This window comes from Corynebacterium kefirresidentii (assembly GCF_016599755.1).
GTDB lineage: Bacteria > Actinomycetota > Actinomycetes > Mycobacteriales > Mycobacteriaceae > Corynebacterium > Corynebacterium kefirresidentii.
This window is the reverse complement of the sequence record NZ_CP067012.1, coordinates 922,247-945,607: the sequence shown is the minus strand read 5'-3', so window position 1 is coordinate 945,607 and position 23,361 is coordinate 922,247. Positions and strand designations below refer to the sequence as shown.

At 57.1% G+C, this 23,361-nt stretch carries 20 protein-coding genes and 1 pseudogene; 5 read left to right on the top strand and 16 right to left on the bottom strand.

Features of this window, described 5'->3' with window-relative positions:
- Positions 1-2: 2 nt before the first annotated feature.
- Positions 3-512, bottom strand: coding sequence for a polyadenylate-specific 3'-exoribonuclease AS (locus I6I12_RS04630; protein WP_023021185.1), 510 nt, complete (start codon positions 510-512; stop codon positions 3-5).
- A gap of 74 nt (positions 513-586) precedes the next feature.
- On the opposite strand from I6I12_RS04630, the gene I6I12_RS04625 reads away from it, so the two are divergent.
- Positions 587-1,768 (top strand): glycosyltransferase 87 family protein, encoded by a 1,182-nt coding sequence (locus I6I12_RS04625; RefSeq protein WP_023021184.1) that lies wholly within the window; start codon positions 587-589, stop codon positions 1,766-1,768.
- Here I6I12_RS04625 and I6I12_RS04620 read toward each other — a convergent pair.
- The 12 genes from I6I12_RS04620 to ctaC form a co-directional block, all read right to left on the bottom strand.
- A complete protein-coding gene (locus tag I6I12_RS04620; protein WP_023021183.1) occupies positions 1,674-2,765 on the bottom strand; it encodes a hypothetical protein in 1,092 nt (363 codons plus the stop codon). The two genes, I6I12_RS04625 and I6I12_RS04620, sit on opposite strands and share 95 nt — an antisense overlap.
- A 65-nt stretch (positions 2,766-2,830) precedes the next feature.
- Complete coding sequence (locus I6I12_RS04615; protein ID WP_200288859.1) at positions 2,831-3,571, bottom strand: lysophospholipid acyltransferase family protein; 741 nt, start codon at positions 3,569-3,571, stop codon at positions 2,831-2,833.
- 23 nt (positions 3,572-3,594) lie between these two features.
- Positions 3,595-4,527 (bottom strand): ROK family protein, encoded by a 933-nt coding sequence (locus tag I6I12_RS04610; protein WP_023021181.1) that lies wholly within the window; start codon positions 4,525-4,527, stop codon positions 3,595-3,597.
- 38 nt (positions 4,528-4,565) lie between these two features.
- Positions 4,566-5,669 carry a glycosyltransferase family 4 protein gene (locus I6I12_RS04605; RefSeq protein ID WP_023021180.1) on the bottom strand — a complete coding sequence of 368 codons (1,104 nt, stop codon included), beginning with the start codon at positions 5,667-5,669 and terminating at the stop codon, positions 4,566-4,568.
- Positions 5,670-6,713: a C40 family peptidase gene (locus I6I12_RS04600; RefSeq protein WP_200288858.1), complete on the bottom strand. Its 1,044-nt coding sequence runs from the start codon at positions 6,711-6,713 to the stop codon at positions 5,670-5,672.
- A 113-nt stretch (positions 6,714-6,826) separates the two neighbouring features.
- Positions 6,827-7,456 carry a C40 family peptidase gene (locus tag I6I12_RS04595; protein WP_200288857.1) on the bottom strand — a complete coding sequence of 210 codons (630 nt, stop codon included), beginning with the start codon at positions 7,454-7,456 and terminating at the stop codon, positions 6,827-6,829.
- A gap of 968 nt (positions 7,457-8,424) precedes the next feature.
- Positions 8,425-10,047 (bottom strand): cytochrome bc1 complex cytochrome b subunit, encoded by a 1,623-nt coding sequence (gene qcrB, locus I6I12_RS04590; protein ID WP_023021177.1) that lies wholly within the window; start codon positions 10,045-10,047, stop codon positions 8,425-8,427.
- Positions 10,047-11,267 carry a cytochrome bc1 complex Rieske iron-sulfur subunit gene (qcrA, locus tag I6I12_RS04585; RefSeq protein ID WP_200288856.1) on the bottom strand — a complete coding sequence of 407 codons (1,221 nt, stop codon included), beginning with the start codon at positions 11,265-11,267 and terminating at the stop codon, positions 10,047-10,049. Before qcrA ends, qcrB begins: the two co-directional genes overlap by 1 nt.
- Positions 11,264-12,151 (bottom strand): cytochrome bc1 complex diheme cytochrome c subunit, encoded by an 888-nt coding sequence (gene qcrC, locus I6I12_RS04580; protein ID WP_049361051.1) that lies wholly within the window; start codon positions 12,149-12,151, stop codon positions 11,264-11,266. Before qcrC ends, qcrA begins: the two co-directional genes overlap by 4 nt.
- Before the next feature lie 53 nt (positions 12,152-12,204).
- Positions 12,205-12,816: an aa3-type cytochrome oxidase subunit III gene (gene ctaE / locus I6I12_RS04575; protein WP_432417960.1), complete on the bottom strand. Its 612-nt coding sequence runs from the start codon at positions 12,814-12,816 to the stop codon at positions 12,205-12,207.
- Between the two features lie 545 nt (positions 12,817-13,361).
- Positions 13,362-13,793, bottom strand: coding sequence for an aa3-type cytochrome oxidase subunit IV (ctaF, locus tag I6I12_RS04570; RefSeq protein WP_049361050.1), 432 nt, complete (start codon positions 13,791-13,793; stop codon positions 13,362-13,364).
- Positions 13,794-13,812: 19 nt separating this feature from the next.
- Positions 13,813-14,886 carry an aa3-type cytochrome oxidase subunit II gene (gene ctaC / locus I6I12_RS04565; protein WP_200288855.1) on the bottom strand — a complete coding sequence of 358 codons (1,074 nt, stop codon included), beginning with the start codon at positions 14,884-14,886 and terminating at the stop codon, positions 13,813-13,815.
- A 388-nt stretch (positions 14,887-15,274) separates the two neighbouring features.
- On the opposite strand from ctaC, the pseudogene asnB reads away from it, so the two are divergent.
- A pseudogene (gene asnB / locus I6I12_RS04560) lies at positions 15,275-17,182 on the top strand (asparagine synthase (glutamine-hydrolyzing)); the annotation flags it as partial.
- Positions 17,183-17,227: 45 nt separating this feature from the next.
- On the opposite strand, the gene I6I12_RS04555 reads toward asnB, so the two are convergent.
- Both I6I12_RS04555 and I6I12_RS04550 read right to left on the bottom strand, forming a co-directional pair.
- Positions 17,228-18,406 (bottom strand): IS256-like element IS1249 family transposase, encoded by a 1,179-nt coding sequence (locus tag I6I12_RS04555; RefSeq protein WP_005323424.1) that lies wholly within the window; start codon positions 18,404-18,406, stop codon positions 17,228-17,230.
- Positions 18,407-18,656: 250 nt separating this feature from the next.
- On the bottom strand, positions 18,657-19,001 hold the full coding sequence (locus tag I6I12_RS04550) for a HesB/IscA family protein (protein ID WP_005324455.1): 345 nt from the start codon (positions 18,999-19,001) through the stop codon (positions 18,657-18,659).
- Between the two features lie 141 nt (positions 19,002-19,142).
- Here I6I12_RS04550 and I6I12_RS04545 point away from each other — a divergent pair, with 141 nt between their 5' ends.
- Positions 19,143-19,835: a DUF3043 domain-containing protein gene (locus I6I12_RS04545; RefSeq protein WP_200288854.1), complete on the top strand. Its 693-nt coding sequence runs from the start codon at positions 19,143-19,145 to the stop codon at positions 19,833-19,835.
- Between the two features lie 12 nt (positions 19,836-19,847).
- Positions 19,848-20,642, top strand: a complete 795-nt coding sequence (locus I6I12_RS04540; RefSeq protein WP_200288853.1) for a nicotinate-nucleotide--dimethylbenzimidazole phosphoribosyltransferase — start codon at positions 19,848-19,850, stop codon at positions 20,640-20,642.
- An 8-nt stretch (positions 20,643-20,650) separates the two neighbouring features.
- Here the strand turns inward: I6I12_RS04540 and I6I12_RS04535 are convergent, their stop codons facing one another.
- Positions 20,651-21,748, bottom strand: a complete 1,098-nt coding sequence (locus tag I6I12_RS04535) for a branched-chain amino acid aminotransferase (protein WP_234288174.1) — start codon at positions 21,746-21,748, stop codon at positions 20,651-20,653.
- Between the two features lie 103 nt (positions 21,749-21,851).
- Between I6I12_RS04535 and I6I12_RS04530 the strand changes: the two genes are divergently transcribed.
- Complete coding sequence (locus I6I12_RS04530) at positions 21,852-23,339, top strand: leucyl aminopeptidase (protein WP_200288851.1); 1,488 nt, start codon at positions 21,852-21,854, stop codon at positions 23,337-23,339.
- Positions 23,340-23,361 lie beyond the last annotated feature (22 nt).

Genomic DNA, 23,361 nt, shown 5'->3' with positions numbered 1-23,361 from the left:
TTCTAGATATTGATTCTATTGCCCTTAGAGAGCGGAAGCACCTGGGCGCAGACACGGAACTTGGCAAGGTTATGGCGGGCGTCGACAAGCGCATCATGATTGCCCTTTGGCACGGCGGGCAAGCTTGGTCGTCCTGCAAACTCCCAGTACTGCTTGAGCTCGCGGGTATAGCGCGGCATCCGCCTAGGCAGCCCGGCCATATCTCCCCACAACTGCGCCAATACCACGTGATCGTAGGCTCCCACCCACGCCCACAGCTCTATCGGAGTGGAACTTTGGGTCAGGAATTCAAAGACCTCCGTGCGGATGGTCTCCAAAGGTTTCCACACTGGATCCCGGGGGCTGGGCAACTTGGCTAATACATTGTCTTTTACCCAAGAATTGGCCTTTGCCGGATCAAAATCCGTAGACACAGCGTAGTACTCGCTGCCATTCTCACCGACGATGCCGATGGAGACCAATTCAATGGTCTGTCCATCTTCGATAAATTCGGTGTCATAGAAGTAGCGCACGTCTCCCAAGCCTAGCGTCGCCTTATCCGGGGCGGTAAATTGGCCCCTTAAAGAGACAGTTGTACACTTCTGGCGTGAAGAAGTCTGTGTGGTTTACTGCATTTCCCTTGTGCCTATCTGCCCTCGTGGCCCTTTGGTGGCTGATTGATATTCCGGAGCTTTTCTCCGGCCATTTCTCCACCTACTACCACATTGACCTCGACGTTTACCGCGAAGGCGGTGCCGGCTTTGGCAGCGATTTATATGCCAAAGATTACCTAGTCGGCAGCAATCGCGATGTCTCTCTCCCCTTTACCTACCCGCCGTTTGCGGCGCTGCTTTTTGTCCCATTGAGCTGGATTCCCCTCACCGCCGCAAGCATCCTCATATCTATCGCTTCCTTTGCTGCGCTTTGGGGCTGCGTAGCCCTCGTTCTGCGTGCTTTGCGCTGCCCTGGCTGGGCAGGTTGGGCGCTTTTGGCCGCAATGCTTACTGAGCCGATCACGGAGACCTTTAGCTTCGGGCAGGTCAATATCTTGCTGACCGCACTAGTGGTGGTGGATATCCTCTGGCTTAGCCCCAGCCGTGGCCGCGGCGTGCTGACCGGTATTGCAATGGCTATCAAGCTCACCCCCGCAGTATTCCTCGCCGTGTTCTTTGTCCGCAGGGAATGGCGCGCATTTTTCAGCGCGCTAGGCGCCTTCCTAGCCGCGGGTCTCCTTGCCTTTGCTTGCAATCCGCATAGTTCCATCCAGTACTGGAGCGATACGTTGCGCGATTCCAACCGCATTGGCGGCCTTGCCTATAGCTCCAACCAATCTCTGCGCGGATTCTTCAGCCGCCTAGCCCCAGAACACGCCGAAAAGCTATGGCTCGTAGCTGTTCTCCTCGTCATTGCCCTCGTCTGGTTTACCATGGAGCGTCTCTCACAGGAGAACCAAGCGGTGCTCATGCTTCTGGCCGCATCAGTTTCGCTGCTGTGCTCGCCGGTGTCGTGGTCGCACCACTTTACCTGGCTCGTTTTGGCGGGAGTGCTTCTGGTGGCCCGTCGCCACTGGGGGCTTGCCGCACTAACGTGGCTGGCGCTTCTGGCTCGCGGGCACTGGCTCGTGCCTCATGCCAATGACCAAGAGCTAAGCTGGGCCTGGTGGCAGCACATCGTGGGCAATGATTACGCCATCGTTACTGCCCTGCTGGTTCTTTGTTCGCTACCATTGGCTCTACGACGGGCCGGCGCTTATCAATCCGCGGTGGAACCAGCGTCCACCCAAGGATAGGTACCTTGCCCAGCGCCCAAAGTGCCACCGAGGCCGCTGCCGAGTAGAAAAAGCAGGCGCCAATCCAGAACCAGGTATTTTCCATGGGCCACGCGCCGGCCAGGCTCACCGCGTAGTCACGGTGGGCCATGAAGAACCCGAATCCCACCGTCATGCCGATGGGGTGGGCCAAGTAAATGGGCAACGTGTGCCGGCCGACAAATTTTACGAAGGTGGAAAGCGCCGGAATATGGCTGATGATGACCGCACCGACGATGCCCGCTGGGGTTTCGAGCGTTTGCTCTGCAAAGCGAATCAAGAGATCTAAATCGCCCCGGCCGAGGACGTCCCCACCTGGCAATGGCCACTGCACAGCTACGTCACCTTCGATAGCATTCCAGGTTTGGCGGAGGGACAGTCCCGTGATGTAGCTAATGATGGCCGCACAATATACCCATAGCGATCCTGTGTGGAAGTTGCCCTTGAAGGGTGCTTCGGCGGCGTCGGCAAACCGCGTAATTGGTCCACGCAAATAGGCCGCCCCCACGAAAATGGGCAAGAACATAATTGCCTTGCCGATGAAAAAATAGTGGTCCTGCCAGGCTATAAAAAGCAGCGGTGCAAAACTTAGTCCTATGCCCGCCCACGCTGGCAGCTTGCGCACGGCCCACAAAAATATATTGAACAAAATGAGCGAGTGAATAAACCAAGCCATCGTGTGCCCCAAAAGCAGGTTATACAGTAGCTCAGTAACCTGGAGATAGGGATCACCGAAAACCCAGTGATATTCGATGCGCTTGGTCCATAGTTCAACGGTCATCCACACCGTATAGGGAACGAGGAAAAACCACAGGCGTCGAGTAAATAGCTCGCTAAAAGAATAGCGAAAAATCTTGGTAGAGAAATAGCCGGATACGAGAAAGAACAAGGGTAGGCGGAGCGGGTCCAGCCATACGTTTAGGGCAGCCAACCACGTTAGCTCACCTTCTGGAACTACCAGCGTGACGTGCAGCAGCACGACGCCGATAATGGATACGCCTTTAGCGGTATCTGGCCAGGCTAAGCGGGCCTTGGGAATAGTGATTACCTCCCCTTGTATTCTGCGCCGGCGGGGTAACCATGGCCAGCTTTGAGTGAAGCCTTCACATCGGAGGCGTACACATCAACATAAGGCTTATCGCTCATCTCGGCCAAATTGCGCATCACAAAATCAGTAAAGGCACGGATCGTCTCATGCTCTTTTGGATTCATACCGCGCTCTTTGGCCCACTCATGCGGCCAGATGGCGTCGCCCACCCGCACGCCGACCTTGAAGGGGCGAGGAATCCACGAGCCAATGGGATTAGCTTTGCGCGTGTTGATCATCGCAATGGGGAAAACCGGTTGGTTAGTCTCCATCGCAATGCGCGCCATGCCGGTGCGGCCCTTATAAACGCGACCATCCGGAGAACGGGTGCCTTCCGGGTAAATACCGAAAAGGCCCCCGCGGGACAAGATGCTTTCTGCGGTTTGCACAATGGCATCGCCAGCGTCTTCACTATCGCGCTCGATGGGGACTTGGCCTACCGAAGTAAAAAACCACTTCTGCAAGCTACCGACGAACCCAGGGGTGGTGAAATATTCCGACTTAGCTGGAAAGGTAATCTGGCGAGGGCATACCAAAGGAAAGAAGAAAGAATCCATCACAGCTTGGTGATTCGAGACCAAAATCGCGGGCCCTTCCGCTGGGATGTTTTCAATTCCCTCGGTCCACGGGCGATTCCATACGCGCAGGACAGGTCCGAAGAATATGTACTTAAAAGCCCAGTACCACTTGTTTTTCATCGCCAGGTCGTCCTTTGTTCGTTCTAACGGCCGCTACGGGCCAAATCGGCTACGCCAATCATACCCGCTGCAGACCCCAATTCCGCGGTGGCAACACGTGCGAGGGGGCGATGCCCTGCCCCGACAATATCTTGCCCCATGGCTTTGGTGGCCCCTTCGAGGTACAAGTCCGCGTCTTGAGATACGCCGCCGCCAAGCACTATGAGCTCTGGATCGAGGACATCGGCCACAATGGACAGGCCTTGACCTAGCCACCGGCTGAAGTCTTCCATCACCGCTACAGCAAGCGGGTCTCCCCTACGCGCTGCCTGGGTAATTTCTTTACCTGTAGGCTCCGCCGGCAACGAAGTCTCATAATGTTCACGCAGATCGGCGCAGGTATCCGGCAAGGCAGTCCCGGAGGCATAACGCTCCAAACAGCCACGCTTGCCACACGAGCACTGCCGCCCATTAGGAGACACCACGATATGCCCAAACTCTGGTGCGGTGCCGAACGCACCGCGGTAAATGGTGTCATGCGTCATCAGCGTGGCGCCGATTCCGGTTCCCACTGCAAAAAAGACCCAATCTTCCGCGCCACGACCAGCACCAAAGCGCCATTCTCCCCACGCAGCAGAATTTGCATCATGCTCCAAGCGCACGTGCATGTCTAGCTTGCGCGAAAGCGACTCCTGCACGTGGGCTTTCCGCCATGGAAGATGCGGGGCAAAGCGCACTACTTCGCACGAAGGATCCAGAAATCCCGCCAATGCGAGGCCAACCGCATCCACTGTATATTCAGCGCGCAGTTCCTCGACGATACCCACTATGTCCGCTTCCAGTTGCTCGACGTCCATAGAAGTGGGAACGGTACGGCTCGCGAGAATTTCCCCTTCCCGAGTGATCACTCCACCGCGCACGTTGGTGCCACCGACGTCAAAGCCGATAGTGAGATCGGCGGAGTTGTTCTTAAGCATGCATAACAGAATATACCGACAACCTGGTTAGGGTCACATCAGGACATCAGCCGACGCAATCGCTGGCCCATAATCCGCCAGGTCCAATGAGCTTCTACATGGCGACGCCCCGCTTGCCCCATGCTGAGCCTACGCTGCGGATCAGCCAAAAGAGCCTTTACTGCCTCTGCCAGTTCCTGCACCGATGAGCCATTGACGACGACTCCGGTATCCTCCGTCATTGTCTCCGGTGCTCCGCCGGAGTTTCCGGCAATAACCGGCAGGCCGCACGCTTGGGCCTCCAAGTAGACAATGCCTAGGCCCTCAACATCCAGACCGCCGCCGCGAGTGCGCGCCGGCATGGCAAAGATATCCGCCGCGTGCAAGGCAGTCTCAATGCTCTCTGCTTCTTGAATCACTGCATCCGGGCAGTAGATATCCGCCAGTTCCTCTAAGGCCCGGCGATAGCGCCCGCGCCCGATAAGAAGTAGCTGCGTATCGGGGAATTCTCCACGTACTAAGGGCATGGCGCGTAGGAGCTGATCCTGGCCTTTGCGGGGTACGAACCGCGATATGCACACGATAGTCGGCCCGCTGACACCGAACTCAGCCTTTGCAGCTGCACGTTGCTCCGGTGTGGCCGGGAAAAGTCCTTCTACACTCACGCCGGAAGGCAAATGCTCCCACCGCGGATTCGGCCCAAATGCTCGGCGCAACCGACGCAGGGTGTATTCAGAGATATAAGTAATGACGTCGGCGTGATCACCAATGCGGCGCAGGCACTGCCTGGCGACGGGCAGCATCGACCACCCCACCTCGTGTCCGTGGGTTGTAGCAACCACACGGGTGGCTCCTGCCTCTTTAGCGGCCTTGCCCATCAAGGCAAGGGGCGCAGCTGCACCGAACCACACGATGTCAATGCCCTCGGCGCGGATAATCTCCTGCATGCGGCGCACCGTGGCCGGCGTCGGCAGCATCACTCGGCGAGGCCAACGGATAACCTTGTAGTCCACCGCGGCATCGAATTCCGCCGGCGACTCCTGAGTCGAGGCAAATACCACGACGCCGCGCGGATCTAAGGTTGCTAAAAAATCCCGGAGGTAAGACTGAATCCCGCCGATCTTGGGCGGGAAATCATTGGTTACCAGCAGAACGCGGGCCACTTAGTACCGCGCCGTTCCGGTAATCGGCATGGACTTCAACGGCACCACCTGAACAGGCACGCCATAGGTAGAGGCATGGACCACCTGCCCATTACCGATGTACATACCCACGTGAGTGACACCAGGGTAATAACCCACAATATCGCCCGGCTGCAGGTCCTCTAGCGGTACCGAGGTGCCGCCAGCAATCTGAGCCTGCGACGTACGTGGAATCGACTTGCCAATCTGCTGATACGCCCAGAACATCAGCCCAGAGCAATCAAATTGATCTGGGCCTGCAGCGCCCCAGCCATAAGGTGCACCCAGCTTCGACAGAGCAGCGGAAGCGGCACCATCAGCAACCTCGCCCAAATCCATATCAGGCTTATCGGTACCGCCGAACTGCCCTTCCCAGGCCTGACGCTGTTGCTCATCGAGGGCGTCTACCTGCTTCTCGATGTCCTCTTGCTGCTTTTCCAGCTCCTCCTTTTCCTTGAGGAGCTTCTCGCGCTGCTCTTCTAGCGCCTTCTTTTCCTCGCGTACCTTAGTAGCGGCTTCAGTAGCCTTGTGCTTTTCTCCCTCCGCCGTCGAAGCGGCGCTCGCCTTTGCATCAAGGGTGCGCTGCGCCTGGCGGGAAAGCGCGCCGAGGTAACCCATGCGCTCAACTGCATCGGAAGGATTTTCTGCAGCCAGCGCTCCCGATACAGCGGAGCGAGAATCGCCGCGGTAGCGCGACTGAGCGAGGTCATCGACGCGGCTCTGCTGCGCGGTCACGTCACCCTTCGCCTCATCCGCCCGAGTTTGCGCCTCAGCGGCTGCGCTCTCAGAATCAGAGACTTCCGCCTGTTTTTCCTCGAGCTTGATTTCTAGCTCTTTTACTTCTTCATTCTTGGCGGAAACCTTGCGCGCAACCTCGCCAACGCGCTCCACCAACGCGTCCATATCTTCCGTGGCGTTTTCCTGTTGCGGCGCCGCTTCCTGCGCAACTACCTGCGAAATCCCAGAAACCGACGACACAGCAAGAGCTGCCACGATTGCAGCTACGGGAAGTACTCGTTTAGACACGTAAGGACCCTTAGACTAAGAGGAATTTAAAAATCGCATCGATTATAGCGGGTTTTACCCCCTAATGCACAACAAAGCCCTCCCATGGAAGGAAGGGCTCTATCCGCAACCTATTAGAAGCGGACAGCGGAGTGAATCGGCATGTAGTTCATGTCGCGCTCCTGAACCGGAACACCGGAGTTCAAAGCGTCAATGATGGTGCCGTGGCCGGTGTAGATGCCGACGTGGGAAGCACCACCGTAGTAAGCGATGATGTCACCCGGCTGCAGCTGATCCAGCGAAACCGGAGTACCACCGGAGGCCTGTGCCTGAGAGGTACGCGGAATCTGCTTGCCAGCCTGAGCGTATGCCCAGCTGGTCAGGCCGGAGCAATCGAAGGCGTTCGGGCCTGCAGCGCCGTAAACGTACGGGGAGCCGATAACGGAGCGAGCTGCTGCCAGCGCCTTCTGACCAACGGTCTGCTGTGCCGGAGCTGCCTGCTTGTGGCCGGCGGCTGCGTAGTTGGTGTTCTGCTGGTCAGAAACCTGGCCCAAAGACGGAACGTAGCGGTCAATGTTCGGGACCTGGTCAATATTCGGGACGTTTTCCAGACCTGCTACCTCGAAGCGGTAGTCAGTATTAGGTACGACGACCTCTGCCGCCTGCGCTACGCCTGGCGCAACGACAGCTGCGGTGGCAGCCAGTGCTGCGGTAGATGCGATTCGACGGGTGTTCTTAATGCCCTGACGACGGTGCTGTGCCATGAGAAAAACTCCAAATCTTCCTGCGCGCCTACTTCTCTACTAAGAGAAGCTCTGACCCTGGGGGACTAGCGTTCGTTGGAAATCCGTTCCTTTAGGATTTCCTCCACTCGGCCCCTCAGTAGGAGGAGCCAGATGCGGCGCTGTAATTCTTCTGTTTAGATTGAGCACCTTTCGGGCGGTAACTCAATGTCTCGAATAGGTTACGAAATCATTACAACCGATGTCCATTCGCACTACCCAATTTTGCTTTGTTATCGGTTCGTTACCTTCCCTTGACCTAGACGAGACTTATCACCCATAGAACGAAATAAGTTCACCGCTAGCAGAACTTATAAACCTACTACCTGCATAAATATCAAAGCTCAGACCACACCGCTCAAAGCCGTATGTTCACAATGCTGACACTCAACAATTAAGCAAGTTCTAATTTGTGACTTTAGCCACTAACACATTTGATGGCCCTATTTAGCCGTAAGTTAACCCCTTCTACTCCACCGCACTGTAGCCCCTTCACGACAGTCGAACCTCCCTACATAGCCGAGCAGTATCGGCCTCTCGCCGCGTACAGATCTTTAACCGAAACCCATAGTGAAGGTCACCGCGAGACTAGAAAATAGGGCGTAACTACAAGGAACTTGAGAAAGCCCCTACAAGAAGCAGCATCGAAGCCTGACTGCCCGTAGGGACAACGCCAAACGAAAACAACAAGCCCGGCTATGAACGCCTGCCGAGGAACTCCATGGACTTCTCACGCGTTTATCGTCTAAACATTGCTCCTCCATGCTCCAAGGCCGCTCACCGCGCAGGGGCTCCATTCCAGTACTCTTTCTGCGCTTCGGCATTACACCTCAATAACAACAGCACCTAGAGAAGTATTGGGCCAGCAAAACGCAAAACCCACCCTTGCTCCTTCAGCAGGAGCAGGGTGGGTCTATGAGCGTGTTTCGAGTAATCCTCAGGAAAAGGGCTTAGATGCGGCCGTTTTCCTCGTCCTCGCGGCGGTTAGCCTCGTTGAGGCGACGGAACATCTCCGCTTCCTCATCGTGGTTATCCGAGTGGATTTCATGGACGCGGTGCATGAGCGCCTCATCGTCAGGGCTAAAGGTGCCCTGAGTCTCGGAATCCGCCAAGCCGAGCTGGTTGAGCTGCTTTGGAACCTGAGCACCTGCGTACTCGAGGGGAACTGGGTGACCATCGGCATCAACCGGGCCGAGCGGCTGGTGAACCTCAATGAAGGCACCATTCGGCATCTGCTTGATAACGCCGGTCTCGATACCGTGCTCCAGAACCTCACGGTCGGAGCGCTGCAGACCAACGCAGATGCGGTAGGTCATGAAGTATGCAATCGGAGGCAAGATGATCAAGCCGATACGACCAACCCAGGTCATCGCGTTGAGCGAAATCTGGAAGAAGTGCGCTACGTGGTCGTTACCACCGGACAGCGTGACCAGCAAGAAGAATACGATGGCGGCTGCGCCGATAGCGGAACGGGTAGGAACATCGCGCGGACGCTGCAATAGGTTGTGGTGTGCATCGTCACCGGTGAACTTCTTCTCCAAGAATGGATATGCCATAAGCAGTACGACCATCAGACCACACAGCAGAGCAACCCAGAACGCGGAAGGAATGGTGTAGTTGCCAATGTAGAGCTCCCAAGCTGGCATGACACGGGCAACACCATCAGTCCACAGCATGTAGATATCCGGCTGAGAACCGGCGGAGACCTGGGACGGGTTGTATGGTCCAAGCGTCCAGATGGCGTTGATGGTCAGCAGACCAGACATCAGAGCAAGTACGCCGGCGACCATCATGCCCATGCCAATTGCCTTGGTAGCAAAGACCGGCATAATGCGGACACCAACGACGTTGTTCTCGGCACGGCCTGGTCCGGGGAACTGGGTGTGTTTCTGGAACCAAACCATAATCAGGTGGGCAGCAATCAGGCCGAGGATGATGCCCGGAATGACCAGAACGTGCAGGATGTAGAAACGATCCAGCATCAGGTCAGACGGGAAGTCACCGCTGAAGATTGCCCAGTGCAGCCAGGTACCGATAATAGGCAGGCCGAGGATGATGGCGGACATGATTCGCAGACCAACACCGGAAAGCAGGTCATCCGGCAGGGAGTAACCGAGGAAGCCCTCGATCATGCCCAGCAAGATGAGTGCGCAGCCGATGATCCAGTTTGCTTCACGTGGACGGCGGAATGCGCCGGTGAAGAAGATGCGGAGCATGTGAGCCACCATGGACATCATGAACAGCAGGGCTGCCCAGTGGTGCATCTGGCGCACAAACAGACCGCCACGAACCTCAAAAGAGATGTCCAGCGCAGTGGCGTAAGCGCGAGACATTTCCACACCGTTCAACGGTGCGTAGGTGCCGTCGTAAATGACCTTCGTAATGGAAGGGTCGAAGAACAACGCCAAGTAGATACCGGTCAGTACAAGAATGATGAAGCTGTACAGCGCCATCTCACCGAGCATGAAGGACCAGTGGGTCGGGAAGACCTTGTTCAGCTGAGTCCTCAGCACACCGGCGGCGCTATAACGCTCATCCATATTGTTGCCCATTTGGGCGAGTTTATTGCTCATTATGACTTACGCTCCCAGAATGCCGGGCCGACAGGCTCAATGAAGTTGCCCTGTGCAACGAGGTAGCCCTCGTCGTCCACCGTGATAGGCAGCTGTGGCAGTGCACGGGCTGCAGGACCGAAGACCGGCTTGCCGTAGTGCAAAGCGTCGAACTGCGACTGGTGGCATGGACACAGGATTCGGTTGGTCTGAGCCTCATAGAGAGAGGTCGGGCAACCGATGTGAGTACAGATCTTGGAGTAGGCGTAGTAGTCGCCGTGGTGGAAGTCTTCTTGACCTTCGCGCTCGATGGCCTTCTGCGCATCGTTGTGACGCAGTCGGATCAACATCACGGCGTTGCGGTTGCCGTGAATTGAGTGCATGTGGTGCTCGTAGACATCGCGCTCGGCATCGTACTTATCGCCATCGTTGACGTCTTCTTCTGCCAGCGGGAAGACGGTCTCCATACCGCCTGCTGCCAGATCCTCCGGACGCACGCGAACCAGGCGGGTAACGCCCTTGGTGCTGTAGTGCTCGCCGGTTTCACCGGAGTGCTTCTCAGCGATGGTACCGGTGTCGCGGGCCAGGTAAAGCTTGACACCTTCATTATGAAGGGTCCAGCCGGAGGTCCACAGAGTTCCGTCACCGGCGTAGTTCAGGTTGTGGCGAACCTTCCATGGGTTCTTGATTGCGCCGCCCAGCGGTGCAACCACAGTCAGGCCGAACAGAACGCCGGCTCCGCCCAACAGCCCCTGAACGGTCTTACGGCGACCAAGGGTGGAAGTCTTCCAAGAATCATTCAGCAACGCGGTCAAGGTACGACGGTCAACCTCTTCGGAAGGACCGTCATGGCGACGCTGTACGGAAATCTCCTCTGGGAGGATCTTCTTAACGTACTGAACAATGGCGATACCCAACGCACAAATTGCGAGTGCGGCGGTAATACCCAGCAAAGGAGTGTAGAGGGTGTGCCAAATGTGGCCCTCCTCCCCTAGCTGCTTGTACTGCCACGGCCAGAACAGGTAAACGCCGAGGAATCCCAGCCCGCCGATGACAGACAGGAAAAGCCAGATGGCGACGTTGCGGCCCGCACGCTTTTCAGCCGGGTCGCCTTCAACCGGGAAGCGCTCCTTGCGGAACGCTACGGTGACATCATCGAGCTCGGTACCTAGAGCAGCGAGTTCATCGTTGCTCATCTTATCGAGCTCAGCATTAGTGTAATTCTTCTTTACATTGCTCATGAGCGCGATCCAATCCACATAGCGGCGGCGCACAGGGCGCTAATGCCGATAATCCACATTGCCAGGCCTTCCGCTACGGGGCCGAGGCTACCAAGGTCCCAACCTGCTGGGGAAGGAGTTTCCTTTGCAGACTTGAGGTAGGCAATGATGTCCTTCTTCTCGTCTGCAGTCAGCTGGCGGTCGGAGAACTTAGGCATGTTCTGCGGGCCGGTCAGCATTGCCTGGTAAATCTCCTGCTCGCTTGCCGGGGCAAGCTCAGGAGCGAACTTACCGGAGGACAGCGCGCCACCCTGGCCGGTGAAGTTGTGGCAAGATGCACAGTTCATGCGGAAGAGCTCAGAGCCCTTCGCTACGTCTTCTGCTTGGATTTCGCCATTGTAGTTAGCACCACGCAGGGATTCCTGGGCAACGCTTCCGTCATCGTTGTAAACGATGTCTGCGCCGCCACCATTGGCTGCTACGTATGCAGCCAATGCCAGAGTCTGCTGCTCGGTGTAACGCGGAGCCTTGCGCTCTGCCTGCGCATCGTTAGACATCATCGGCATACGGCCAGAGTGTACTTGGAAGTACACAGAACCAGCGCCGATGCCAACGAGGGAGGGACCGCGGCCTTCGATGCCCTGCAGATTGGCACCGTGGCAAGTGATACAAGCGGTGTCATAGATGTCCTTGCCCTCCTGAACGAGGGCTTGGTCATCTTTTTCCGCCGTGGCGACCTGTGCGTCTGGGGTCAAGGCAGAAGCCAAGACGCCCGCACCGGACAGGCCAATCGCCAAAGCGAAGCCACCGGCAATGGTGCGCTTCGCCTTGCGGCGACGGCGGGTCTTCTTAGCCGCCGCAGTGGTCTGCTCCACTGCCACGGACTGCGAATTGTTATCCATCATTTTCCTTTAGATAACTCGAACACGGGAGGACTGTTTGGGGATAGTGGCCAGTTCTACTGGACCAAGTAAATAACGGTGAAGACGCCGATCCACACAACGTCAACGAAGTGCCAGTAGTAAGACACTGCCATTGCGGCGGTCGCCTGCGCCGGCGTGAACTTGGACTTAGCAACGCGCGCCAGGATGATTGCAAAAGAAATCAGACCTGCGGTCACGTGCGCAGCGTGGAAGCCGGTGATGATGTAGAACACCGAACCGAAGACGCTGGACTGCACAGTCACACCTGCGTGAATCAACTCGGTCCACTCGAATGCCATGATGCACAGGAACACAACGCCCAGTACCAGCGTCACGGTGTACCAGAGTCGAAGCTTGTAAACGTCACCCCTTTCTGCGGCAAACACGCCGAACTGAGAGGTCACAGAAGAAGTAATCAGCACTGCCGTAATGAGGAAACCCATGGGCAGGTTGATATGGGCGGTGTGCTCCGCCCAGTCGCCTTCTTGACCGTTTGCTCGCGAGGTGAACCACATCGCGAACAGTCCGGCAAAGAACATCAATTCCTGAGACAGGAACACGATGGTGCCCACACTGACCATATTTGGTCGGTTCAGTGAGGCAGCACGTGGTGCTGTCATACCTTGGTTAGAAACTACGCTCGTCACAGAGGCCATTATGGCTGTTCTGGGCGGCAAAGTCACCTCGATTCCCCCCGTTATCACTATTCATTTTTGATGCTTTAGCCAGCAGACGTTCAGCCAGTTCCCTGCGATATTTTTATTTTTTCCGCCGGGAACTTTTTCCTCTTCTTTACGACGCCCCATCGATGCAGGTGACAACACACGACGCCCCACGCTTAGAAATTCCCGAGCGCCCCCACCTCAGTAATTCTGACCTGTAGATGCATTAACAAGTACGCGAGATTGATACATTCTGGAGAGATAAATCACACCCACTCACCACCCCAAACCCGCAGGTCTACAACTTTCGGTCGACCCCCGCGAAAAGTCGCCTCTACGTGCCCGAATGACGTAGACAGTCAGGTAGCAGTCTTGCTAGATATCCAGCCACTACCCCACCACAGAAAAGTTTTTTGGAATCTAGGGAACTTTTTCGCGGAACATCCGACTACCGATCGCCAAAGCCCTCCTAGCTTCCAAAGCTAGGAGGGCGGAGAAGTTTTAGGCGGGGATTTCTTCAGAGTGAAGAACTAGTGCTTTTCCTTTGGCAGACCGTACTGCAGGGAAAGACCGGTGCATGCCGCGATGAGGCAGACAGCGCCGAGAGCGATCAACCAGAAGTAGAGGAAGATGATACCCAGGCCAAGGAGGGCGATAGCACCGGTCATAGCCAGCGGCCAGATGGAGCCTGGAGAGAAGAAGCCTAGGATGCCAGCCGCGTCCTCGGTCTCTGCCTCTTCCCAATCCTCTGGCAGGACGTCGCTGCGGTTATCGGTGAAGTGCAGGTAAGCACCGAGCATCATGCACAGCAGGAAGGCAAGGAACATACCCACGATGCCAACCCACTCGGCACCATACAGGTAGCCGTCGTCCTTAACGAAGGTAACGCCGAAGATGTAGACAATCAGCGAGACAAGAAGGTAGGTCGCGATTGAGTAAAAGACTTTCGATGTTGCACGCATTGTGTTGTGTCCTTATCTCTTATGCCGCCGTGTTGACGAAGTTGTCACCATTAGCGGTATCACGCTCGCCGGAGAACGGGTGGGTGGTAACCGCGTATGGGTCCTGACCGATTTCCTTGAGAGCCTCGGCGTTGGTAGCTTCCGGATTGTTCTCGCGGAACTTCATGTACTTGTTGAAGTCCTCTGGGGATACAACGCGGATTTCAAAGTTCATCATCGAGTGGTAGGTACCGCACATCTCGGCACAGCGACCAACGAATGCGCCCTGCTTCTCAATCTTTTCCACCTGGAAGCTACGCTCCTGAGCGTTTGCCTCTGGGTGTGCGTAGACGTCGCGCTTAAATAGGAACTCCGGTACCCAGAATGCGTGGGATACGTCCCCAGAAGCGAGACGGAATTCAATCGCGGTATCGGAAGGAAGAACCAGAACCGGAACCTCTTCGGTAGTACCGACGGTCTCAATCTTGTTGTAGTTCAGGTAGGAAAGGTCGCCCATGGACTTGCCGTGGATTGGGTTCGGGTTATCGATACCCTCTGGGTCGTGAGCAGACTTTTCTGCCTCGGCCTGACGTTCCTTATCAGCACCGTTATAGTTCTCACCGTTAACGTGGTTCTCCGCGTAACCGAACTTCCAGTTCCACTGGAAAGCGGTGACGTCGACGACGACCTTCGGATCCTTATCCAAGGCGGTAACTTTCTGCTGGGTCTGAACGGTAAAGAAGAACAGGCCCATGATAATGAGGATCGGAACGATGGTCAGAACCATCTCAAGCGGTACGTTGTACTGAATCTGGCGCGGGAACTCGCCCTTGCCATCCTTCTTCGCCTTCTTCGCGCTCCAGCGGAAGATAGCGGTGAGGAATAGGCCCCACATAATAAAACCAACGATCCATGCAGCAACCCAGACCCAAATCCAGAAGTTGTACATGGCCTCTGCCTCAGGGGTAATACCCTTTGGCCAACCGAATCCTAGGAGGTTCTCTACAGCAGTTGGCGCCTGAACGTCACAACCTGCCAGAGCGAGTCCACCCAGAGCAAGTGCGCCAGCTACGCCCGCCTTGCGGGCAAAGGTGCGCTTATTACGCTGTCCCACGTGTGTTCTGCCTTTCTGTCCACACAAAACTTCTCGAATACTCACAGAGCACTCTTACCCAATCAGAATAGAGGAAAATTGCCAGATTCCCAGCCTATTTAAAGGCATAAAAGGGCACCTAGTGCACTCATTTCATATTCTCCTTCTTGTAGGTTACCGCCCCACCTGCACAATGTTCCAACCGGACCCTAAGGTTCCAACACGGCCATGTGTGTCAATTCACAGCTTGCCCGGGGATACATCAACCGAAAGTTCGCACCCTATCGGGGAAGCTATTTCCAAGGCAGCCAACAGCTTTCCTTAAGCCGTGGCGTGTTCTAGTTTGCACCTCTCGAGCCGTAAAGTGGGTGACTAGCAATAGACGCTTATATTAAGGAGCAATCTTTACATGTGCGGACTTCTTGGCATGCTCGCCGCCACGGGCGACGTAGATAAGTACGTTGACGCGCTAGAACGTTCCCTGCCTTGCATGCGCCACCGCGGCCCAGATGCGGCAGGCACCTGGCACGACGGCGATGCTGCCTTTGGCTTCAATCGCCTGTCCATCATTGACCTAGAACACTCCCACCAGCCCCTTCGCTGGGGTCCGGAGGACCAGCCTGACCGCTACGCCATGACCTTCAACGGCGAAATCTACAACTACGTAGAACTACGGGAAGAGCTCAAGGGCCTCGGCTATACCTTCCATACCGAAGGCGATGGTGAGCCTATCGTGGTGGGCTACCACCACTGGGGCAAGGACGTGGTCAACCACCTGCGCGGCATGTTCGGCATCGTCATCTGGGACACCCACACTAAGACGATGTTTGCTGCCCGCGACCAATTCGGCATCAAGCCGCTGTACTACGCCACCACCGACGCTGGCACTGTCTTTGCCTCCGAGATGAAGTGCATTCTGGAAATGGCAGACGAGATCGGTCTAGAGCTCAACCTTGACCGCCGCGCCATTGAGCATTACGTCGACCTGCAATACGTCCCGGAGCCGGAGTCCCTCCACGCGAATATCCGCCGCGTGGAATCCGGCTGCACCGTTACCCTTCGTCCAGGCGAAGAGGTTGTCTCCGAGCGCTACTTCAAGCCCCGCTTCCCTGTTCAACAGGTAAAGCAAGGTGAAGAGCAGCAACTCTTTAACCGGATTGCGGAGGCGCTGGAGGATTCCGTAGCTAAGCACATGCGCGCCGACGTCACCGTAGGCTCCTTCTTGTCGGGCGGCATTGACTCCACAGCTATTGCCACCCTGGCTAAGCGCCACAACCCTGATCTGCTGACTTTCACCACCGGCTTCGAGCGCGAGGGCTACTCTGAGGTCGATGTCGCGGCAGAGTCCGCGGAAGCTATTGGCGTGGAGCACATCGTCAAGATTGTCTCCCCGGAGGAGTATGCCGAGTCCATCCCGAAGATCATGTGGTACCTGGACAATCCGGTAGCTGACCCTTCGCTGGTGCCGCTCTATTTCGTGGCCCAAGAAGCCCGCAAGCACGTCAAGGTTGTTCTTTCCGGTGAGGGCGCGGACGAACTCTTTGGTGGTTACACCATCTATAAGGAGCCACTGTCCCTCGCTCCCTTTGAGAAGATCCCTTCCCCACTGCGCCGAGGGTTGGGCAAGCTCTCCCAGGTGCTGCCAGAAGGCATGAAGGGCAAGTCTTTGCTCAACCGTGGCTCGATGACCATGGAAGAGCGCTACTATGGCAACGCACGTTCCTTCAATTTTGAGCAGATGCAGCGGGTTATCCCGTGGGCGAAGCGCGAATGGGACCACCGTGAGGTTACTGCGCCCATCTACGCCCAGTCTGAGGGCTTTGACCCGGTCGCACGCATGCAGCACCTAGACCTCTTTACCTGGATGCGCGGTGACATCTTGGTCAAGGCCGATAAGATCAATATGGCCAACTCGCTTGAGCTTCGCGTGCCCTTCTTGGACAAGGAAGTCTTCAAGGTGGCCGAGTCCATCCCTTATGACCTGAAGATTTCCCACGGCACCACCAAGTACGCACTGCGCAAGGCAATGGAGCAGATCGTTCCGGCCCACGTTCTGCACCGCAAGAAGCTGGGCTTCCCCGTGCCGATGCGCCACTGGTTGGCCGGCGACGAGCTCTACGGCTGGGCCCAAGACACCATCAACGAATCCCAGACCGAGGACATCTTCAATAAGAAGGAAGTTCTCGAGATGCTCAAGGAGCATCGCGACGGCGTCTCCGACCACTCCCGCCGTTTGTGGACTGTACTGTCCTTTATGATTTGGCACGGCATCTTTGTGGAAAAGCGCATCGATCCGCAGATCGAGCAGCGCGACTATGGGTTAAGGGTCAAAATGTGTGTCTGGCTCGGCGTGTCGCGGGGGTTAGATTTGGCCTTTTTGAATGCCGATTGAGTGGGTGTAGTCGGTGTCGATAGCGTTGTCGTAGAGGGCTGGGCGTCCTGTTTCGTGGTCGGCTTGGTTCTCGGTTTGGGTCAGGGTGGATACTTTGGCGAGTTGGCCCTGGCCCCAGTCGGACTGCCTGGCGATTCGTACTGGATCGTCAGGCAGTTCCGTTTTTAAGTAGAGCCACCAATCCAGCATGCGGCGTTGTCGTTCGCCTGATCTGCCGCGGTGGGTTCTGGCGAGCAGTTTGAGCTGGGCGTTGATGCCGCCTTCTAAGCTGTTGGTGGTGGATTTGATCCGCTCGGGCGCAAGGACTCCTGCTGGCGGGTTGAGGTAGACAAACAGCATCTCGGACCGCCAAAGATGGTTGAGGCTGTTGTAGGCCTTGCGCACGTTGTGGTGGGTCCACACGCGGGTCCATGCACCTGTTTTGGGGTCTTTGATCATGGTTTTCTCGTTCATCCATTCCCGGTAGATCGTTGAAAACTCGTGCAGTTGCACACCCCACGCGGCGGCTTCATCCAGTGTGGTGATCCGGGTCAGTTTCAGCGCAAGTCGGTAGATGGTGCGCCCGGCATCGGTGCGTGGGTTGGTGGTGGTGTAGCGGCGGACCACGCGTTGGGCGTGGACGAGGCAGCGTTGAATTTTCGTAGTCGGCCAGCACTTTTTGATTGCGCTGTATGCGCCTTGGCCGCCGTCGATGACGGCGATGAGTGGGGCTTCGATGCGTTCAAGCAGCAGTTGGTAGTCGCGGGTGGTTTCGTGTTTGCACCAGTGCCAGGCGATCACGTGGTCGATGGTCGCCGCGACGATCAGGCAGCCACCGGCGGTGTAGGTGCCATCGAGAAATACCTGGTCGTAGATCCGCTTGTGGTGGCCGGCGGTGGGGTCAGGCACATCAACGAGCCAGCACCACTTGAAGCGCCGCTTCATGGTGGCGCGGCTAACACCGTTTCGTTTGGCTAGGTCGTCGAGTGATATTGCGGTGGTGCAATGCTCGATGAACTGGGTGAACACTGCCGCGTTGGTGATGTCGTTTCGACGTTTGACGCTGGAGGCGCCGCATTGTTTGCAGCGCCATCTGGTGGTGCCTTTGCTGGTGGTGCCGTTGCGTTTCATTTCACCGCCGCAGTGGCAGCGTGGTTGGTTCTTCGACATTGCGACACCACACCACGCCGCGCATAGCACATCACGGCTGCCACACCGAGGATTTCCCGTCGGGGGCTAGATATATGCTTCCGGAGCATATACTTTCCGGAAACCTACAGGTCAATCCGTGAAAATCCGCGATTCCGGACACACTTTTTGACCCTTAACCCGCGACTATCCAGTCAAGCTCTAAGAGCCTTCCACACATACACAAGAGGGTGGGTGCCATCGGCACCCACCCTCTTTGCTGTCCTTCTTTTTAGTTGAAGGAATCGCCACAGGCGCAAGAACCGGTGGCATTCGGGTTATCGATGGTAAAACCCTGGGACTCGATGGTGTCAGCGAAGTCAATCTTGGCACCGGTCAGGTAAGGAACGGACATCTTGTCCACGACGAGGTTTACGCCGCCTACCTGGTCGACCTTGTCACCATCCAAGGTGCGATCATCAAAGTAAAGCTGGTAGCGCAGGCCAGCGCAGCCACCAGGCTGAACGGCAATGCGTAGGGAGAGATCGTCGCGGCCTTCCTGATCAAGCAGCGCCTTTGCCTTAGCGGCTGCTGCTTCAGTCAGAATGACGCCGGTTGCGGAAGCTGGAGCGGTCATCACTTCTCCTCAATAAGTATTGGTTTCGTTGCCACTACCCTACCCGCTTCTTTCAGGTGGGAAAAGGTAGCCCACTGCTACAACATCTACTGGGCCGGGCCTATTCCCCTATTCGCGCCTAAACCTTGTAGTGTGAGGAGAGTGAAACTCCCGTGGCAAAAAGATGACAAGACCTCCACTGAGCCCGCTCCTGCGCAGGACAAGGCGCAGGAAGAAATTCAGAAAGAGCCCCAGCGCAAGGGCTATACCCCACCGAAGGGTCGTCCTACGCCAAAGCGCTCCGAACAAGAGATCGCGCGCGGCGTAAAGCGCGATCCCCATGGCATGTCCGAAGCACAGCGTTACCAGCACCGCAAGGACATGAAGAAGTCCATGAGCAAGGACGAGTGGAAGGAATATAAGAAAAAGGAGCGCCAAGAGCGCCAGCAGGCCAACCGTGAGCAGCAGGCCCGCATGGCTGACGGTGATCCGCGTTTCCTTCCCGCTCGCGATCAGGGCGCAGAACGCGCCTATGTGCGCGATTGGGTAGATGCGCGCCGCAGCTTGAGCAATTGGGTTATGCCAATGGCCCTAGTTCTCATCGTGGTCGTGTTCTTGACTTACGCGGTACCAAGCATCGCGACGGTCATTAACGCGGTGGCGATGGTTATCCTCATTATCTTTGCCATCGAGGGCATCATCTTGGCCCGCCGCTGCAATAATGCCGTGCGTACCAAGTTCCCTGGCACCACTGAAGCCGGCTTTAGCCTGGGCTTTTATGCATATTCTCGCGCCAGCCAGCCGCGCAAGTGGCGCATTCCGCGCCCCCGCGTGGAGCTCGGTGCTGACGTTTAGGGAGATGTGCTCATGGCCATTCCGCAGCCCGATTCTCAGGCACGTACCGCACACGACGCGCAGCTCGCGCCTTATGGGCGCCTGACCGAAGCCGCTCAATGGCTAGCCGCCTGCCAAGGCAGCGCCCCCGCTCAGGAGCCGCAGCGTATACGAGCCATCGTCTTTGCTGAGCAGGAGCCCCAGCTACCGGCTCCCGAGACCGCTGCGCGTCGGGCCGGGGCCGGACTGAATGTAGTCACGGTGACGGATCTATCCCAGGCATATGACTTGGGAGCCGCTACCGCAGATGCGGAAATTGATGCCGGTGCGGACCTACTGATTCCCGGCGGCGTGGAAAGCGCCCGCGTCCCCGCCGTGGTCATGGCGACGATGACGCAGACGGAGCCGGTAGTGATCGTCGGCAAGCAGCCCAGCGTGGAAGACTGGAAGCGAGAGGTCTCTGCCATTCGAGATGCTATGTTCCGCGCCCGCAACCTCGAGGGCATGGAGCTCGTAGCCTCCTGCCAGTCTGCGGTGCTGGCCGCTGCGGTGGGGCTCATTACCCGAGCCGCGGAGCGTCGCACGCCCCTCCTTATCGATGCCCCCTTAACCGCAACCGCGGCGCTCCTTGCCGAGCGCGATAACCCTGGGGTGAAAGAGTGGCTCTTTGCCACTACCCTTTCCACCGCCCCTGCCCATGAGTTGGCGCTAAGAAAACTGGGCCTCCAGCCACTGCACCAACTGGCAATGGAGCCGGAGCCCACCCTCGGCGCCCTAGCGGCGCTGCCGATGCTACTTACCGGAGTCGAGATCGCCGCAGACGCCTAAGCCGCGGCCTATTTCACCAGGGTATGCAGCCAGCCATGGGTATCTTCCACGGCACCGCGCTGAATTCCGGTTAGGTGCTCGCGCAAGGTCATGGTGATCTCGCCTGCTTCATTGCCATTGACCTGGAAATCGGCGGAATCGCCCAGCACGTGGCCCACCGGGGTGATAACCGCGGCAGTACCGCAGGCAAAGGCCTCCGACATTGCGCCGGATTCTGCATCGCGCTGCCATTCCTCGGCCGTAATGCGGCGTTCGGTGACCTTGTAGCCCAGGTCTTGGGCAACTTGCAGAAGAGATTCGCGCGTGATGCCCGGCAACAAGGAACCGGATAGTTCTGGCGTAACAATCTCCACATTCTCGCCGGAGCCATAGACAAACATGAGGTTCATTCCGCCCATTTCTTCGATGTAGCGGCGTTCAATAGCGTCCAACCAGACCACCTGGTCACAGCCTTTTTCATCCGCCTGGGCCTGGGCCAATAGCGAGCCCGCATAGTTGCCCGCAAACTTGGCCGCGCCGGTGCCGCCGGGCGCTGCGCGCACGTAGTCGGTGGACAGCCAAACAGATACCGGTTTGATGCCACCACTGAAGTAGGAACCCGCTGGGGAGGCTATTAGCACGTAGCGGTAGGACTTGGCCGGGTGAACCCCCAAGGAAACCTCGGTGGAGATCATAAAGGGACGCAGATACAACGCCGCTTCTCCACCGGCTTCCGGTACCCAGTTCTTATCTACTTCCACCAATTGGCGCAAAGACTCAATAAACTCCTCTTTCGGCAGCTCCGGCATAGCCAAGCGTTCAGCAGAGTTGATAAACCGCTGGGCATTATGGTCGGGACGGAAGGTGGCAATGGAATCATCGGGCTGACGATAGGCCTTGATGCCTTCAAAGATTGCCTGCCCGTAGTGGAATACGTTGCTTGCCGGTTCCATTGTCATCGGCCCGTACGGTCTTACCTGAGCATTGTGCCAGCCCTTTTCTTCGGTCCAATCAATGGTGACCATGTGGTCCGTAAAGTGCTTGCCAAAGCCGGGGTTGGCGAGGATTTCGCTCAATTCCTCCGCAGACGTGGGATTATCGGTCCGAGTAATCGTGTAATCAAGCATGCCCACAATCTACCCCTTTATCTATAGCGAGGCAGGAATAAGTTCACCGCTGCGCGGTACAGTAGAGGGAAGATTGATAAGCCTTTTTATAAAGGAGGACACTATGGCACAAAACGAATTGCCCGCACGCGGTCACTTTCCCAAGCTAAAGCTGGGGAAGAAGGTTCCAAAGAAGGCGGACGCACTACTAATTGCTGCGTTCGAGGGCGAAGGCGGGCTAGAACTGCCGGGCACCGAGTTGCTAGGGGCTGCCGCACTTCGCTCCACCTATGAGGCACTGGTGGCCGTAGGGGCTTCCGGCACGGCCGGCGAGGTCACGCGCGTACCGGCTCCAGCTAAGGCTGGCGTAGCCTCCATCATCGCCGTGGGATTGGGCGAAGCAGAAGAAGTAGACGCTGAAACGCTGCGCCGCGCTGCAGGCCAGGCCGCCCGCTCCATTACCAAGATTGAACAGTTAGCTACCTCTCTGGGCGATTTTGGCATCGCCCCAGTGGTAGAAGGCCTCATCCTCGGCGGCTATAAGTACTCCGGCCTACGCAGCGAGCCATCTACGATGCCCACCACCTTTACCGTAGTGGCCGAGAAGTCAGCCCAAGAGGAATTTGAAAACGCGAAGATTACCGCTGAATCCGTTCTTCTCGCCCGCGATCTGGTCAATACTCCATCCAACCTGCTCTACCCAGAAAGCTACGCCGCTTTCCTTTCCGCCCAAGCAGCAGAGGCGGGCCTTGAGGTAGAGGTCTTGGATGAAAAGGCCCTAGAAAAGCAGGGCTTTGGCGGCATCCTGGCGGTCGGCCGTGGCTCTGCACGTCCGCCGCGTTTGGTCCGCTTGAGCTGGCGCCCGAAGAAGGCCAAGCGCCACGTCGCGCTGGTGGGCAAGGGCATTACCTTTGATACCGGCGGCATTTCCTTGAAGCCAGGCGCCAAGATGTGGGACATGATTTCCGATATGGGCGGTTCCGCCGCAATGGTCGCTGCCATCATTGCTGCGGCAAAGCTGAACCTCAAGGTGGGTATCACCGCTACCCTGCCACTGGCAGAAAACATGCCAGGCAGCGATGCCACCCGCCCAGGTGACGTCATCACCCACTACGGCGGCATTACCTCCGAGGTGCTCAACACCGATGCGGAAGGTCGCCTCGTGCTTGCTGATGCCATTGCGCGCGCCAGCGAGGACAACCCTGACTACCTCATTGAAACGGCTACTCTCACCGGTGCCCAGATGGTTGCTCTAGGTGAGCGGACCGCCGGCGTTATGGGTTCCGAGGAATTCCGTGACCGCATGGCCGAAATCGGCCGCGAGGTGGGCGAAAAGGCTTGGGCCATGCCGCTACTGGAGGAACACGAGGAATCGGTAAAGTCCGCCAGCGCCGATATCCGTAATATCAACGCCAAGCGTGAGGGCGGCATGGAATATGCCGGCACCTACCTCCAACACTTTGTGGGTGAAGAAATCGAATGGGCCCATATCGATGTGGCCGGCCCTTCCTTCAACACCACTGGCGCTTATGGATACACCCCAAAGATGGGCACCGGCGTGCCCACCCGCACGGTGGTAGCAGCCCTGCGCGAAATTGCTGAATTAAAATAGCACCACAGCAGGCTTTATGCGA